This window comes from Thainema salinarum CENA647, assembly GCF_057732415.1.
This window is the reverse complement of record NZ_JBYJZJ010000022.1, coordinates 4950820-4966411: the sequence shown is the minus strand read 5'-3', so window position 1 is coordinate 4966411 and position 15592 is coordinate 4950820. Positions and strand designations below refer to the sequence as shown.

Here is a 15592-nt window from a genome sequence, read left to right as displayed (position 1 = left end):
ATGTCTCCGAAACCGTTTAACTTTAGCTTTCGTCCCCGTGCCCTGCCGCCTGGATTGATCATTCGCTTGGGCAAGTGGGTTTGGACAACCCTGTGGCATCTAATGATGTCACGCCTCGCGCCGCGCAATCAGACGGGTGAATATATTCGTCCACAAAGTGAATTTCGCGATCGCATTTCAGCCGATGCCAACAGCACCTATTTAGCAGAGTGCGATCGCTATCATCTAATCGTGGGCTATGGCTGTCCGTGGGCGCACCGCACGCTTGTGGTACGGGCTCTGAAGGGATTGGAAAACGTGATTCCGGTACAGGTTGTGCAGCCGTCACCGGATCAAGGGATTTGGCAGTTTGAAGCACCGTTTATGGATTGCCAGACGCTACCGGAGTTATATCAGTTGGCTAAACCCGGCTATAGCGGACGCAGCACTGTGCCCGTGCTATGGGATCAGCAAAAGCAAGCGATTGTAAACAATGAAAGCGCGGAGATTATTGAAATTCTCAATTCGGCGTTTAATGCCTTTGCTGAATCACCAGAGGTTGAACTATATCCTGAGGTGCTGCGAAATGAGATTGATGCCTGGAACGACCGCATTTATCCTACCGTAAACAATGGCGTTTACCGCTGCGGCTTTGCCCAAACTCAAGCCGCTTACGATAAAGCCTGTGACGAACTTTTTTCGACACTGGATGAAGTTGATCGGGTACTGGCTAATCAGCGCTATCTCTGCGGCAATCAGCTAACTCTAGCCGACGCGCGCCTGTTTACCACTCTCTTCCGCTTTGATATCGTTTACTACGGCTTATTTAAGTGCAACCGCCGCCGCATTCAGGATTACCAACACTTAGGTGCTTATCTGCGCGATCTTTATCAGCAGCCCGGTGTCGCGAAAACCTGTAACCTAGAAGCCGTCAAGCAAGACTATTACGGCAACCTGTTTCCGCTCAATCCCGGCGGCATCATCCCCAATGGGCCTGATATTAGCGATTTAAACGCACCCCACAATCGCGATCGCTTTGGTTCCGCATCTACATCCACTGCGACGAATGAGGTCAGCAAGTAACCTCAGCGCCATCGGCTAGCTCATTAATCCAGTACCAGGATTCCAACTTTCACGATTTGCGCCTCCTAATTTTTAGTCTGTGTTGATATCTTGTACTTTTTTCTCTCACGGATTGGGTCTTGAGCCAAAATGGGAGCAACTTATCGCGATATCTGTTTGATTCCATGACGCAGTCTCCCAGTCCGAACAGTCAACCACCGCTAAACGAAAAGATCGCCGACATTGTGCTGAAGGCAATTATGACTGGAGGGTTTTCAGTCGGTGGGTTTGGGGCGTTGTGGTCGCTGTTTGTGAATAGTGATCTACCGAAAGCCATTGCCTCAGCGGTAATTGGGGTAGAAATTTCCTATGGGGCATATTTGTTAATGCCTGTCCATCAGGGAAATAAAAAGCGGCTGGAAAGAACAGGTGAAACAATTGATAGCAGCATCGACCAGATGCTCAAGTATCTAACGGACAAGGCCACTGGGGGCACATCGGAAGATCGTTATTTAGCGTGTCAAGCTTTAGCCTGTCAGGCTGTGAAATCCGAGGGAGTCATTCAGCACGATGGCATTTTTACTCCGCTACTGGAAGAAGTGTTTGTCTCACTGAGCATTGACTCAACAGCGACGTTAGCCGGATTTAAGTCCATCTCACCGGACGAGTTGATCAACAACGACTTAAATATCTGGAACTTTCTCGCCAAGTCAAAGCGAATTTCAACGTTTCGGCAGCTTGCAATTTTGGCTTGGGGCGGTTCTGGCAAAACGACGCTGCTGAAGCATATTGCATATCGCTATGGTTCACGGCAAGCACCTCGATCTGCACCTAAACTCATTCCCTTTCTACTGATCCTGCGGAAACACCGAGACATCATTACCCGCACCAAACCGCCAACGCTATCAGAATTGATTACGCAGCACCATATTCCAAGTTTGCCTGCTGCGGGTGATCTGCAAATGCCTGAAGGCTGGGCAGAAAAAGTTCTGGCTCAAGGTAAAGCAATCGTCATGTTTGATGGCTTTGACGAGGTGCCCAAGGATAAACGAGCGGGTGTTGCTGAGTGGATTAATCAACAGATGTTTCACTATTGCAAATCGGTTTTTATTCTGACTTCAAGACCTAAAGCTTATACTCAGCAACACAAAATCACTCCAGATCCATCGAAACGCTTAGAACTAGCAACACGGCTCTGGGTAAAAGATTTTGACGCTGAGCAACGTCGTGATTTTGTAGAACGGTGGTATTTCTGTCAGGAACGCTATGCCAATGGTGGTCGCAATACACCGGATGTCAAACAAATGGCTGAGCAGTCAGCGGCAGAGTTATTGGAGCAGATTGAAGCACGAGAGGAACTCAAAGCGTTGGCAAAAAATCCGCTGTTGCTCAATATGATCGTTACGTTTCATCGGCGCAATCCTGGGGCAGAACTGCCGCAACGACGGGTCAAGCTGTACGAAGAGATCTGTCAGCTACAGCTTAAAAATCGTCCAGGTGCCCGCAAACTTGAAACGTTATTGACCGAATGCGAAGCTCAAGCGATTTTGCAGCAGCTTGCTTGGGGCATGATGAAAAAACGCTGGGAGCGGATTAAACGTCCAGTTTTATTGCAAGGACTGAAGCAAATTTTGGAGCAGCAGGGAGAGAAGATATCGGCAACCGAGTTTTTAGAACAAGTGGTGCAAATTAGTGAACTGCTGATGCAGCAAGAAGATGAGTATGAGTTTGCCCACCTTAGCTTTCAAGAGTATTTAGCAGCAGCGCATATCGCTCAGCACAAGCAGGAAAAATTGCTGCATCCCTATTTCAGTGATGAAAAGTGGAAGCCAACTATTTTGCTTTATGTGGCTCAAGTGACAAACCCGACAACGCTGATCCAAGAGGCCGTCAATCAAAAAGCGACGGATTTGGCCTATGCCTGTTTGCAGGAGACGACGAAACAGGTGGATGAAAAGCTTACAGAAGAACTTACGAAGGAACTGAATGCGCTGAAGCAAACGGTGCAGAGTTCTCGTTATGCGGATTTGGAGAACTACCTAAAAAACGGCGAGTGGAAGAAAGCAGATGATGAAACCTATCGACTGATGATTACGGCGATTGGCAAGGAAGAAGGGCAGTTTTTTACATCCGATGAGTTGCTAAATTTTCCTTGTGACGAGTTACTCGCAATCGATGGGCTGTGGGTGAAGTACAGTAACGGCAAGTTTGGCTTTAGCGTCCAGAAGGACATATATTTATCGAAAGAAGTCGGCGGCATTGCCGATGGCAAGTATCACGATGAGGCATTCCGAGAATTTTATAAAGTGGTTGGATGGAGTAGTATAAATTTTGACATAGCCTCCCCGAGTGGTCACCTCCCGTCGACGCTATTTTATAGTCTTTGGGTTGTGGGGTCTCTTCTCTCGCATCCAGACTTGTAAACTGTAGCAGATAAAGGCTCCAGTCCGCTCCAAAAGCTTTATTTCCGGCTGTTTTACAACGCTAAAACAAGGGTTTCAGCCAGCCGATACCTGGCACCCGTGGTCACGTCGTATCCGTAAATTGGGCACTGGCTATGTCAGGATTCCAACAATTCGCCAGTTACGTAGGGTGCTGTTGAGCAACGCGAAACGCACCATTCAACGTTCAACTACTAATCAACCGACATTCAACATGCTGCATTATCGGTGCGTTACGTTTCGCTTCGCTTCACTAACGGCACCCTACGTTTAGATGTCATATTGGTCGCCTTTGAGAGTGATTTCGGTTGGTTCGTGTCCCCAATTGGATGGATAAACGCCCTGAGATATGAACCGATGAAGACTCGAAAACTGCCAATCTGATGGAACTTGGCACAATTTATGTCGGACTGGATTGTAATGAATGTAATCACAATGCTGTGCAAAATCTGTTTCGTCTCGAATGAAGTGCTCCCAAAACCGTCGCTGCCATAAATTGCTTTCATTTCGTTTTCGACGAGATTCTGACAGGTCTAAATCAAGCCGTAACTCTGTGCTGCATTTTCTAGTCACATAGCTCTTAATCAACCGCAAGCGAGTAGACAACTTTTGATCGTCTGGTGGCAAGGTCAGCAAGCAGTGGAAATGATCCGGCAACAGCACAATTGCATCCAACGTAAAAGGATGTTTTTCCTGTACCTGCTGAATTGCACTACGAAGGGCAAGACGGGCAACATCACAACATAACCACGGCCGACGTTGATAGGTCACTTGTGTGATGAAATATGTTCCACCTGCAATTCCCGACCTTCGATAGTTAGGCATTACTCTCGTAGCGTGCTGTTGAGCAACACGAAACGCACCATTCAATGTTCAATCTACTATTCAACTGATATTCAACATGCTGCACTATCGGTGCGTTACGTTTCGCTTCGCTTCACTAACAGCACCCTACGCAGGTTCAAGATTCCGGCTCCCCTTCTCCTAATCTGTGGGAGAAGGGGCTGGGGGATGAGGGTTTAGGTAATTACTGTCGGTTCATTGCGGCCCGTAATCGCCTTAATGTCCGCAATTTCATCCGCTAATTTAATCAGCGGAGCCAGCGCTTCCTGCACATCCTGATCATGCAGGGACGCATCCGACTCGTAACTTTCCAGGTAAACCCGTAGAGTTGCCCCCTTGGTACCCGTACCCGACAGCCGGAAGACAATCCGCGAGCCGTTGGTAAAGCCAATCCGAATCCCTTGGTTTTCGCTGACGCTGCCGTCTACGGGATCTTCGTACTTGAAGTCATCGCTATAGGAAATCTTGTAGCCGTTGAAGTCTTTGCCCTTCAGCGTTTTGATCTTCTCTTGCAGATTCGCCATCAGCTTATTCGCTGCTTCAGACTCGACCTCTTCGTAGTCATGGCGCGAATAGTAATTGCGGCCATAGGTTGCCCAGTGTTCCTTGACAATGTCTTCCACGGACTGCTGACGCGCCGCCAGAATATTCAGCCAGAACAGCACTGCCCAGAGACCATCTTTCTCCCGCACGTGATTCGAGCCTGTACCAAAGCTTTCTTCACCGCACAGCGTCACCCGATCGGCATCCAACAAGTTACCAAAGAACTTCCAGCCCGTCGGCGTTTCGTAGCAGTCCAGGTTCATCTGCGCCGCTACGCGATCGGGAGCTTGGCTGGTGGGCATCGAACGCGCCACACCAGACAGTCCACCTTGATAAGCCGGAACATATTTGGCGTTTGCCACCATCACCGCCAAGCTGTCGCTCGGTGTCACAAAGAACTTAGAGCCTAAAATCATGTTGCGATCGCCATCGCCATCGGAGGCCGCCCCAAAGTCAGGCGGATTGTCGCCAAACATGATTTCTACCAAATCATGGGCGTAAACTAAATTTGGATCAGGGTGGCCACCACCAAAGTCTTCCAGCGGTTCACCGTTAACGACTGCGCCTTTGGGAGCGCCCAGCTTACCTTCAATAATCGCTTTCGCATAGGGGCCAGTCACCGCATGCAGCGAATCCATGCACATGCGGAAATTGCCGCTGCTGATCATCTGGCGAATCTTGCCAAAGTCAAAAATCGACTCCATCAGCTCGGCATAATCAGCTACAGGGTCAATCACCGTTACCGTCATGTCGCCCAGTTGGGTATCGCCCAGCTTATCGAGATTGACATCGTTCGCGTCCAGAATCTTATAGCTGTCGATGGTTTTGCTGCACTCAAAAATGGCGCTGGTGACTTTTTCGGGCGCGGGGCCACCGTTTTCGGTGTTGTACTTCACGCCAAAGTCGCCCTCGGGGCCGCCGGGATTGTGGCTAGCCGAGAGGATAATGCCGCCGAATGCTCCGTTCTTACGAATCACGCAGGACGCCGCGGGCGTTGACAAGATGCCACCTTGACCGACCAGCACACGACCAACACCATTGGCAGCGGCCATTTTCAGAATGACCTGAATCGCCTTGCGGTTGTAGTAGCGACCGTCGCCACCGAGCACCAGAGTTCCACCCTGATAGCCCTCTATGGCATTAAAAATCGACTGAATAAAATTTTCAAGATAATTTGACTTCTGGAAAACTGGCACCTGCTTCCGCAGTCCGGATGTGCCAGGTTTTTGATCGGAGAAGGGCTGCGTTGAAACAGTACGAATACTCATGGGTTAAGTCGTTGAGGTCGATAGTACCAACATATCGAAATAAGCATATATGCTCAGCAAAATCGCCAAGCTTTCCTTCACTATCCCATCAACCAGAGCCTTTTGCATCTGTCTCTAGCAACTTTCTCGGTCAAGCTGATTTGAGCTAGCTCTTTCAAGGGTTTGCTCGTTTAGTTTGCCTCTGTTGTCTCTGTATCTGGCACTACATCCGGATCAACAGATGTTTCGTCCTCAGGTGAATCCCCAGCAGGTGGTTCGATCTCCGGTACAACTTCCAGATTTTGCCATTCCTCCAACGGTCGCTCTACCGCTGAGGCAAAGACATTGGGCACGAGGATAACCGTTGCTTCTGTATTCGCCGCTGGTTCCGTATCCGATGTCGCCGTGAGCGCCGGATTAGGATCTGCGATCGCATATCTCGATTCGCCGCTGAAGTTCACATCACCCAGCCAGAGCGTGTGGCTATCATCGTTTGCCAACTTCACGTCAATTTTGGCCAAGGGATCAGCTAGGCCATACTCAGCAAGCTGTTCTGCGGTTGTTTCCGTGGGGCTGCTGGCTCGACCTGTGGCTAACTGGCTCAGCAAAAAGGCGACGGTGGCATCATTGGCTCGTTTCGCCACGGGGGATGTCATTTGCCACACGCCCTCGTCATCTTTCTCAAAGGCTAGGGTTTGCTCCTCGGTAACCACGGTGAAGGACTGGATATCATCTTCTTCAAACCGGAATAAATCTTGGTCGCCTGTGGTGGCTAGCGTGGATGAATCGGATTGCGATCGCGATAGTTCTGTCGCCAGCACATAACCGCCGAGAATGACCGCTACACCCAAGAGTGTCCAAGTTGATCGCTGTAGCTTCATCAGTTATCGCCTCCGCCACCACATAAACACAGCCGCCGCAAAGCCAATCAGCGGCAAAATAAACCAGGCCAGTAGACTCAAGAAAATCTGCTTGCCGGTCGAGAGAACGATCCGCCGATCCGTTACTTCTTTGGCTCGAATCGACAGCGTCGCGTCATCTTCCTGAGCCAGCCAGCTAACTGAATTGAGAAATACATCCCCATTAAGCTGCTGATTGAACACACCATCCGTGGCAAAGGTTGAGTTGCCAATTACGACAAGGCGAGATTCATTTCCCGACTCTGCCGTTTCGGATTCTGGGCTTTCAGTTTCAGTCACTTCCGGCTCGGCTGCTTCAGATGCAGGTGCTTCAGTCTCAGCATTTTCAGGTTCAGCATTTTCAGATACTTCAGGGTTTTCTTCCGCCTCAACTTCAGTCTCGGCACTTTCAGCGTCAGTATTTTCAGATGATTCAGGAGTTGCTGTTTCTGCATCTTCCGCCTCAACTTCAGTCTCAGCGTTTTCAGCTTCAGCACTGACCGCCTCTTCAGGAGTTGCCGCTTCTGGTTCAACCTCTTGCTCAGTTTCTGCCGCAGTCTCTGCCGCTGGAGATTCCTCTGCTGGAGTCTCGCTCTCGGTTGCATCAGCGGCTTCATCAGTCGCTTCATTACCGGATTCATCAGGTGGCGCTGTCTCAGCGTCTGGATTATCACCACTGTCTGTACTGGTGTTTGCTGAAGCCGTTGGCAAAGACTGCACAGGTCGGCTCAGCGCTGCGCCGATGTAGAACGGCCCTTCTGGTGCTTGCGTGGGGTCAACGTTAATTTCGCCGCCTTCGACGATATTTTCGGCGCGGGTTTGTTCATCGGTAATCAGAATTGGCGTCGCCGTAACGCGGGGACGATCTTGGATACTGATCGGTCGCGCCACGGGATAAAACGACCGTCCATTTTGAAACGCTTCCGTAATCGGATGTTCGCCGTAGTTGGAAATTAGCGGCGCGGCAGGCCCCAGTCCCACCGCCTGACCTTGCCCAGAGGTGTCCAGTACCAGCCGATCTTCCAGCGTCACGCCCCAATCGTTCAGTAGTGGATTTAAGCCTGGATCGGTGTTGGGGTCAACCATCAGCAGCAGCCCACCACCGTTTTCGAGATATTGCTCCAGCGCTTTGATTTCTGGCTTGAAGAACTGCTGCTGCGGCCCTGCCACAATCACCACATCGGCATCATCGGGAACACCACCTTCCGCCAAGTTCAGCGGTTCAACCGCAATATTTTTCTGCTCCAGGCCATCGCGCACCAGCGTAAAGCCGCCCTGAAAATCATCGACGCTATACTCGCCGTGACCGACCACGAAATAAGCCGTGGGCGCTTCGCCCTGAGCCAACCGTGTGATTTGCGCCGTTAAGCGCGGTTCCGTCAGCCGTTCAACTTGGCTAAGCCGCTGCACCCGCTGCCGCTGATCGCCCGCTTCGAGATACACTTCGCCTAGCGATCGCACTCCAAATTCCTGTGCCAATAACGGCTGAGCATTGGGGTCTACGTACTCGTAGCTAAACTGGTCGCTTTGCCGCTCGTAGCTTTCCAGAAGCTGCTGATCGGTGGGATTGCGAACCGCATCAAAAATCCAGATTTTGGTGGGCTGCTCCAAATTGCGTAACGTCTGGGTTGTTTCTGGAGCCAGGGTGAAAATTTGATTTTCCGTCAGATCCAACCGCTGTCCGTGACGTACGGCCAGAACATTTAGCGACAGCAGGATTACGATCACTGACACAGTCGCAACCAGCGCATTGGTGCTGCTCTGAGTTGACCGCTGTCCCCAGAATTCCGGTCGCGCCTGTCCCAGCAGCAAAAACCAGATGCCGATCAGGACAATGCCGCCGATTAGGAGCGCCAGTGGCAGAGAGTCCCAGCCGGATAGCAAGCCCGATACCAATCCCGCTGTCGCCAGCATGATGCCGACCCAAATCAGGTAGCGGAGATATTTCCAATAAGCTGCGATGGATTTCATAGCTATCTACTCCCCGCTACGACCGTTGGAATCGGAAGGCTTCAATCGACTGCGCCGTCAGGAAAATACCGAGCGCAATGTACGACCCAAACAAAATCAAACTGCCCGTGTCCAAAATGCCCTGCGTTAGCTCATTGAAATGCTGCAGCATCGATAGGTGCTTTAGCGCTTCTCCCAATGGGCCTTGTACAGAAGATGCGATCGCATCTACCACCCACAGCAGCAAAATCAGCGCGAAGGTCAAAATTGCCGCCAGCACCGTACTGTCGGTTAACGACGAGACAAACATGCCGAGAGCCAGAACTGAGGCTGCGAGTAAGACCAAGCCGACATGGGCCAGGATAAACACCTGAGCTGACACGGGCGGCTCTGAGCCGCTCAGCACAATCCCTTCACAGATCATGACAGGTATCAACAGCGTAATAAAGAAGGTCAGTACGCCCAGCAGCTTGCCTATGGCAACCGACCAGTTCGTCAGTGGTGATGTTGCCAGTAGTTCCAACGTGCCGCGCTTGCGTTCTTCGGCATACAGCCCCATTGAGAGAATCGGCAGAATAAACAGCGCTAGGGAACTAAGAATACCTAAGAAGCCCTTAATAAACTCATAGGCTAGATCCACCGATGGCGCTTGCCCATATTGATCCAGCGTGGCGACTTGGGCAATCAGCCCCTCTGGGCCAAACAGAATGGCCGTCAGGAACAAGCCACTCAGCAGCCAGAACACGCCTGCAATCACATAGGCCAAGGGTGATGCAAAGTAGCTCTGGAGTTCGCGCTGGTAGATGGCGATGATATTGGCAACAATAATGCGAATCATAGGGCAATGGTTTAGTGGGCGCGTCTTTTTCTTGTGGGTGCGTTAGCAACGCTTAACACACCAGATCAGCGAATCAAAGCACATCAATAGAGCGGTGCGTTACGGCTTTGCCTAACGCACCCTACTTTTTATCTGGATGAGCGTCATTCGCATCAACCGGATCAATTTCTGAAATCTGTGGTTCGGCTACAGGTTCATCAACCACTGTGGTTTCGGTGGTGCCATCAGGTTGGGCTATGGGGTCAGGAATTGCCTCAAAGTTATCAGCTTCATCAGCATGCTTTTCCGCTACGTCATCATCGGGATTATCTTCATGCGCTGCCTTTTCCTGCGTCGTCAGATTGATAAACACGTCTTCTAGGCTGGCCCGAATCCGCTTCATCTCGTACAGGCCAATGCCTGCACCAACCAGTGCCGCCGCAATCTCCCGGCCCGGATCATCTCCCGGTTCAGCGGTGATATTTAGCCGCAAATGTCCCTCAGCCAAACTGCTGTCCGGTTGAACTTCAACCGCCTGTACCTGGGGCATGGCTGCTAGAGCCTGTTGTGCGATCGCAGCTTCTCCTGCAACTTCCATCACGTAGCTCAACTGCCCCGATAGCTGCTCCATCAGGCTATCGGGTGAACCCGTTGCCACAATGCGACCTCGGTTGATAATGGCAACGCGATCGCAGGTCATGCTGACTTCCGGCAGAATGTGGGTCGATAGAATAATCGTGTGATCGCCCGCCAAACTTTTAATCAGGCTCCGCACCTCTGCCACCTGACGCGGATCGAGTCCCACCGTTGGCTCGTCCAGGATAATTGCGGGCGGATCATGCACAATCGCTTGGGCAATTCCCACCCGCTGCCGATAGCCCTTTGACAGCTTGCGAATCAGCACGTCCCGCTTGTCGAGGATATTACAGCGCTCCATCGCCCAGGCTACCCGCTGGGGCCGATCGCCCGCGACGACGCCTTTGATGCGCGCCACAAAGTTGAGAAAGCTCTCCACCGTCATATCCAGGTACAGCGGCGGCGACTCCGGCAAATAGCCAATTCGCTGCCGCACGGCCATCGAATCGGCATGGACATCATACTCGGCAATTCGTGCCGTCCCCTGATTGGCGGGTAGATAACCCGTCAGAATACGCATGGTAGTGGTTTTGCCCGCGCCGTTTGGCCCCAGGAAGCCCAAGATTTCGCCCGGTTCTACCCGAAACGTCACGTCTTCAATGGCAACCGTAGAGCCGTAGGTTTTGCTGAGATGTTCAACTTCAATCATGGGCTGTAAGGTAACAGTTGTCTGTGACAAACAGATGACAGCAGAATGTAAAGGATATTACATCTGAACGTTTTCGGTGAGAGTTTTAAGGCATGATACGTGCCAATGCTGCTTGAGCTTAAGGATTAATGATTTATAAATTGTGATGTGGGGGCATCGCCCCCACATCACAATTCATACCCAGATTGAGCAACGCCTAAGATTGAGTAGCAATAGATTGTAACTGTAACTGTGAGACTGAACGCTGATGACTATGGGGCCAGGTGCGATCGCAACTTTTCTCTACTATTTCGCCACGACCACGCTGATCATGACGATTCTATCCCTTCAGTTTGGACTGGCTCAGGAGTTTGGAGTTCCCTTAAGTATCAATCCCATTATTGGCCTCGTCGGTGGCACCCTGGGAGCCTATTTCAACCGTTCTGTCACCATCTCAATGCCGTTCAAAAACCGCAAAACCTTTCAGCGGGAGCTGGACAGCATTTTGGAGGAAATGGGCTACAGTTGCGATCGCGAATTGGACGACTGGCTGGTCTACCGTCGCCCTACCATTCGCCAATTGTTCTCCGGCAAAATCTACGTCAAGCTCGAAGACGGCCTCGCTATGCTGTCTAGCCGCTCAGTTCATATCCAAGCCCTCCTGCGCCGCCTCAGCGACCAAGGACTTGCCTGACTGCCATCCCTTGACTTAAACCAATCCTAGATCTTTAAGACCCCACAACACGAACCCATCCACCTCTTGAATTTCTCGGCTTTCTCTACACCCTCTTCTCCCCCCACCAACAATTGGCATACTGTCCAAACCCCACCTATGCAAATACCACTAACATCCATTAGGGTGAGAGTTAATGTCAGCAGAGTGAATAACTAAATAGGAATAGAGCCAAGCTCTAGCCTTACAGGATTGGGCAAAAAGAATAGATAGATAAGAAACAGATAACAATCAGTAAAGCTATCAATGTGTCCGTCGCTTGATGGATAACGTAAGTATTCACAGGCCGTAATTTTTACAAGCGTGGGCTAAAGAATCATCAAACGTTAGGTTGTGTAGGAAGTGAGGTGTTAATGCGAGCTCTTCTTGTTTATCCGAAGTTTCCCCCAGTTTCTGGTCATTTGAGAAAGCGCTAGAACTGGTCGATCGCAAAGTTCTACTACCACCACTCGGACTTATTACCGTAGCATCGATTCTGCCACAAGAATGGGAATTTCAACTGGTCGATCGCAATATTCGCGACGTCACAGAAGCAGAATGGGAATGGGCTGATATTGCCATTCTCTCTGCCATGATCGTGCAGAAAGAGGATTTTCTGGCCCAAATTCGAGCCGCAAAGGCCAGAGGCAAACGAGTCGCAGTGGGTGGCCCTTACGCAACCGCCCTGCCCCATGAAGCCGCTGAAGCCGATTTTCTGATTCTGGATGAAGGGGAAATTACGCTACCGATGTTCGTGGAGGCGGTTCAGCAAGGGGCAACCAGCGGCACGTTTCGTTCCAATGGCGCAAAGCCCGACGTGACTGAAACCCCCGTTCCTCGCTACGACCTCTTACAACTGGATGCCTACGACAATATGTCTATCCAGTTTTCACGCGGCTGTCCGTTCCAGTGCGAATTCTGCGACATCATCGTTTTGTACGGACGGAAACCCCGCACCAAAACTCCAGCTCAGTTAATCAAGGAACTCGAATATCTCTACGAACTCGGCTGGCGGCGCAGCATTTTTATGGTGGATGATAACTTCATCGGCAACAAGCGCAACGTAAAGCTGCTGCTGAAGGAACTGAAAGTTTGGATGGCGCAACACGACTATCCGTTCCACTTCAATACTGAAGCCTCGGTTGACTTGGCCAACGATGAAGAACTGATGCAGATGATGGTGGACTGCAATTTCAATGCGGTTTTCCTGGGAATTGAAACTCCCGACGAAGGCAGTCTGACCGTCACCAAAAAGTTTCAAAATACTCGCGATCCGCTGTCTGATTCGGTAGACAAGATTATCCAATCTGGCCTGCGGGTGATGGCTGGCTTTATCATCGGCTTTGACGGCGAGAAAAAAGGCGCGGGCGATCGCATTGTTCAGTTTGTCGAAAAAACGGCAATTCCCACCGCGTTTTTCAGCATGTTGCAAGCGCTGCCCGATACGGCCCTTTGGCATCGGTTAGAGCGCGAAAATCGCCTCCGGGGAAATGGCAACATCAACCAGACAACGCTGATGAACTTTGTGCCGACTCGTCCGATTGAAGATATCACACGGGAGTATATTGACGCCTTCTGGCGACTCTACGACCCGATGGCTTATCTCAACCGCACCTACCGTCATTTCTTGAAACTCGGCACGCCATCCCATGAATCGCCGCTCCGCAAACCAAGCTGGGCAGCCGTGCGGGCATTACTCGTTGTGTGTTGGCGGCAGGGTGTGAAGCGTAATACTCGTTGGCAATTCTGGCGTAACCTGGTCGGAATTTTACGACATAATCCTCGCGTTTGGGATCACTACCTGTCGATTTGTGCTCTGAATGAACACTTCTTGGAGTATCGCCAAATCGTCTGCGACAACTTAGAGAAGCAGTTAGCCCTCTTCCTGGAGCGCGAAGTGGCAGAGGCTCAAACTCGTCAAGAAGCCGAAATCAAACAGAGTTCCGCAGCCTAAACAAGCTTAAAACTTCAGCTTAAAACTAAAAAGGGGAGCGTATCCGAGATACGCTCCCCTTTTTAGTTGCTTAACCAACCTAATACTAGGAGGGTACAATCTGTAGTTCAACTTCAGCGGTTACTTCAGGGTGCAGCTTGACTTCAGCTTTGTAGAAGCCGGTCTTGCTGATGTCGGGTACCGTAATGTTGCGGCGATCGACTTCCTGATTGGTAGCAGCCTGAATTGCATCGGCAACGTCTTGGTTGGTCACCGTACCGAAGATAGAATCGCCTTCACCAGCCTGCTTCTCGATAGTGAAGCGACCAATGGTTTCCAGCGCGGTCTTGCGGGCTTCTGCCTGCTTCTTCTCTTCGATAATCCGCTGCCGCTCTTGCTCGCGACGGATTTCAACCTGCCGCAAAATGCCAGGAGTGACCCGCAACGCAAATCCCTGTGGAACTAGGTAGTTGCGAGCATAACCGGGCGCAACCTCAACTAGATCTCCTTCATTCCCAAGTTTCCGAACGTCCTTGTTGAGGACGACTTGCACACGTTTCGCCATGATAAATTCCGTTATTCAACTGGTAATTATTCTGTCAGCAGCAACCAGATTTAACATCATATCGAACTGCCAACCATCTGTGCAACCCCATATTTTTGCTGGTTTGGCTATGAGGACGCCATCCAGCCTTTTTGACAGATAGCACTTTGCAATGGGGAGTTATGCAGAAAAATCCTGTGTAATTCGTGAAAAGTCGAATTTTCTGCTGCAAATTTGACGTATAACTGCGGACTACAAGAGTCTTATCCATCAGATTTGGACTTAAATAGATAAGCTATGTTGCACACGCCTAGATTGAGGGTAACTTCAGCAGACATAGCGTATTCTGAACAACGTCTTTAAAAATGAAATTCACGAACAGAAACTTGCGTGCGATAGCCGAAATAGTAGTAGGCGACACCCAATATTTCCCATATCGCTCTAGTAGTAATATCGATCAGTTTTTTGAAGAATGCGACTTGGACTTTGTTCATGATGGTTCAACTCGCTGGCGATGGACTGCGGAAAGGCTCTCAGAGTTATTGCAAGAGCCACAACCGGCTGCTAACGCCTTGCCAGAACACTTTGTGCATGTATTGCGAGTGTTGATGCATAAATCCGATGCGGAGGAAGACGACCCAGATCGTTCACTTGCGCTTGAAGCATTGAATAAACCTCTGACGCGAGAGGGTTACGAAGCCTTTTACGGGGAGGATGATCTTCTGTATATACGTCATATAGGGACAAAGACAATATCAGCGGCTCCTAATCCTCACCGACCGTTCACACCGAAGGAGATCGAGAAAAGAGGGCAACTTATTGATTACTTGGATGAATGTTCTGAAGATGAGCTAATTGAAGAAATCTTGCTACCCTTATTCCGACAATTAGGCTATCACCGGATTACGGCGGCGGGTCACAAAGATAAAGCGCTTGAGTACGGTAAGGATGTGTGGATGAAATATGTTCTTCCAACACAACACGTTCTCTACTTCGGCATCCAAGCAAAAAAAGGCAAGCTTGATTCTTCAGGCGCTACCAAATCAAGTAATGCAAATGTAGCTGAAATTCACAACCAACTCATGATGATGTTGGGGCATGAAATTTTTGATCCGGAAATTGGAAAACGAGTTCTTGTAGATCACGCCTTCATTGTTGCTGGTGGAGAAATCACTAAAGCTGCACGGAACTGGCTTGGTAATAAGCTTGATGCCTCAAAACGAAGCCAGATCCTGTTCATGGACAGAGACGATATTCTGAATCTGTATATCGTCACGGACCTACCACTTCCACAAGGAGCAATGCCTGAAAAGTTGATAAGTGAAGATGATGAGCTACCTTTCTAGCGAGTCGCAGTC

The 15592-nt window shown here is 50.3% G+C and carries 12 protein-coding genes; 5 read left to right on the top strand and 7 right to left on the bottom strand.

Annotated features, from left to right (window positions below):
- Both AC286M_RS28525 and AC286M_RS28520 read left to right on the top strand, forming a co-directional pair.
- Positions 1 to 1062: a glutathione S-transferase family protein gene (locus AC286M_RS28525; protein WP_488207604.1), complete on the top strand. Its 1062-nt coding sequence runs from the start codon at positions 1 to 3 to the stop codon at positions 1060 to 1062.
- Positions 1063 to 1226: 164 nt separating this feature from the next.
- Entirely contained in the window at positions 1227 to 3464 is a 2238-nt protein-coding gene (locus AC286M_RS28520; RefSeq protein WP_488207603.1) for a GUN4 domain-containing protein, read from the top strand.
- A gap of 288 nt (positions 3465 to 3752) precedes the next feature.
- Here the strand turns inward: AC286M_RS28520 and AC286M_RS28515 are convergent, their stop codons facing one another.
- The 6 genes from AC286M_RS28515 to AC286M_RS28490 all read right to left on the bottom strand — a co-directional run bounded on the left by AC286M_RS28515 (position 3753) and on the right by AC286M_RS28490 (position 11096).
- Positions 3753 to 4307, bottom strand: a complete 555-nt coding sequence (locus AC286M_RS28515; protein WP_488207602.1) for an REP-associated tyrosine transposase — start codon at positions 4305 to 4307, stop codon at positions 3753 to 3755.
- A gap of 194 nt (positions 4308 to 4501) precedes the next feature.
- Positions 4502 to 6136 carry an alpha-D-glucose phosphate-specific phosphoglucomutase gene (locus tag AC286M_RS28510; protein ID WP_488207601.1) on the bottom strand — a complete coding sequence of 545 codons (1635 nt, stop codon included), beginning with the start codon at positions 6134 to 6136 and terminating at the stop codon, positions 4502 to 4504.
- A gap of 170 nt (positions 6137 to 6306) precedes the next feature.
- Positions 6307 to 6996, bottom strand: coding sequence for a DUF4340 domain-containing protein (locus AC286M_RS28505; protein ID WP_488207600.1), 690 nt, complete (start codon positions 6994 to 6996; stop codon positions 6307 to 6309).
- 3 nt (positions 6997 to 6999) lie between these two features.
- Positions 7000 to 8985, bottom strand: a complete 1986-nt coding sequence (locus AC286M_RS28500) for a Gldg family protein (protein WP_488207599.1) — start codon at positions 8983 to 8985, stop codon at positions 7000 to 7002.
- A 16-nt stretch (positions 8986 to 9001) separates the two neighbouring features.
- Positions 9002 to 9802: an ABC transporter permease gene (locus AC286M_RS28495; RefSeq protein ID WP_488207598.1), complete on the bottom strand. Its 801-nt coding sequence runs from the start codon at positions 9800 to 9802 to the stop codon at positions 9002 to 9004.
- Between the two features lie 121 nt (positions 9803 to 9923).
- Complete coding sequence (locus AC286M_RS28490; protein WP_488207597.1) at positions 9924 to 11096, bottom strand: ABC transporter ATP-binding protein; 1173 nt, start codon at positions 11094 to 11096, stop codon at positions 9924 to 9926.
- A gap of 217 nt (positions 11097 to 11313) precedes the next feature.
- Here AC286M_RS28490 and AC286M_RS28485 point away from each other — a divergent pair, with 217 nt between their 5' ends.
- Both AC286M_RS28485 and AC286M_RS28480 read left to right on the top strand, forming a co-directional pair.
- On the top strand, positions 11314 to 11739 hold the full coding sequence (locus AC286M_RS28485; protein WP_488207596.1) for a hypothetical protein: 426 nt from the start codon (positions 11314 to 11316) through the stop codon (positions 11737 to 11739).
- Positions 11740 to 12196: 457 nt separating this feature from the next.
- Complete coding sequence (locus AC286M_RS28480) at positions 12197 to 13711, top strand: B12-binding domain-containing radical SAM protein (RefSeq protein WP_488208871.1); 1515 nt, start codon at positions 12197 to 12199, stop codon at positions 13709 to 13711.
- An 85-nt stretch (positions 13712 to 13796) separates the two neighbouring features.
- Here AC286M_RS28480 and rplI read toward each other — a convergent pair whose 3' ends face one another.
- Positions 13797 to 14255, bottom strand: coding sequence for a 50S ribosomal protein L9 (gene rplI, locus AC286M_RS28475; RefSeq protein ID WP_488207595.1), 459 nt, complete (start codon positions 14253 to 14255; stop codon positions 13797 to 13799).
- Between the two features lie 344 nt (positions 14256 to 14599).
- On the opposite strand from rplI, the gene AC286M_RS28470 reads away from it, so the two are divergent.
- On the top strand, positions 14600 to 15580 hold the full coding sequence (locus AC286M_RS28470) for a hypothetical protein (protein ID WP_488207594.1): 981 nt from the start codon (positions 14600 to 14602) through the stop codon (positions 15578 to 15580).
- The last annotated feature ends 12 nt before the right edge of the window (positions 15581 to 15592 follow it).

Bases quoted from the DNA above. Each gene is read 5' to 3' on its own strand.
- AC286M_RS28505 (WP_488207600.1), bottom strand. From the start codon at position 6,996: ATGAAGCTACAGCGATCAACTTGGACACTCTTGGGTGTAGCGGTCATT.
- AC286M_RS28520 (WP_488207603.1), top strand. From the start codon at position 1,227: ATGACGCAGTCTCCCAGTCCGAACAGTCAACCACCGCTAAACGAAAAG.
- AC286M_RS28470 (WP_488207594.1), top strand. From the start codon at position 14,600: ATGAAATTCACGAACAGAAACTTGCGTGCGATAGCCGAAATAGTAGTA.
- AC286M_RS28525 (WP_488207604.1), top strand. From the start codon at position 1: ATGTCTCCGAAACCGTTTAACTTTAGCTTTCGTCCCCGTGCCCTGCCG.
- AC286M_RS28515 (WP_488207602.1), bottom strand. From the start codon at position 4,307: ATGCCTAACTATCGAAGGTCGGGAATTGCAGGTGGAACATATTTCATC.
- AC286M_RS28510 (WP_488207601.1), bottom strand. From the start codon at position 6,136: ATGAGTATTCGTACTGTTTCAACGCAGCCCTTCTCCGATCAAAAACCT.
- AC286M_RS28495 (WP_488207598.1), bottom strand. From the start codon at position 9,802: ATGATTCGCATTATTGTTGCCAATATCATCGCCATCTACCAGCGCGAA.
- rplI (WP_488207595.1), bottom strand. From the start codon at position 14,255: ATGGCGAAACGTGTGCAAGTCGTCCTCAACAAGGACGTTCGGAAACTT.
- AC286M_RS28500 (WP_488207599.1), bottom strand. From the start codon at position 8,985: ATGAAATCCATCGCAGCTTATTGGAAATATCTCCGCTACCTGATTTGG.
- AC286M_RS28485 (WP_488207596.1), top strand. From the start codon at position 11,314: ATGACTATGGGGCCAGGTGCGATCGCAACTTTTCTCTACTATTTCGCC.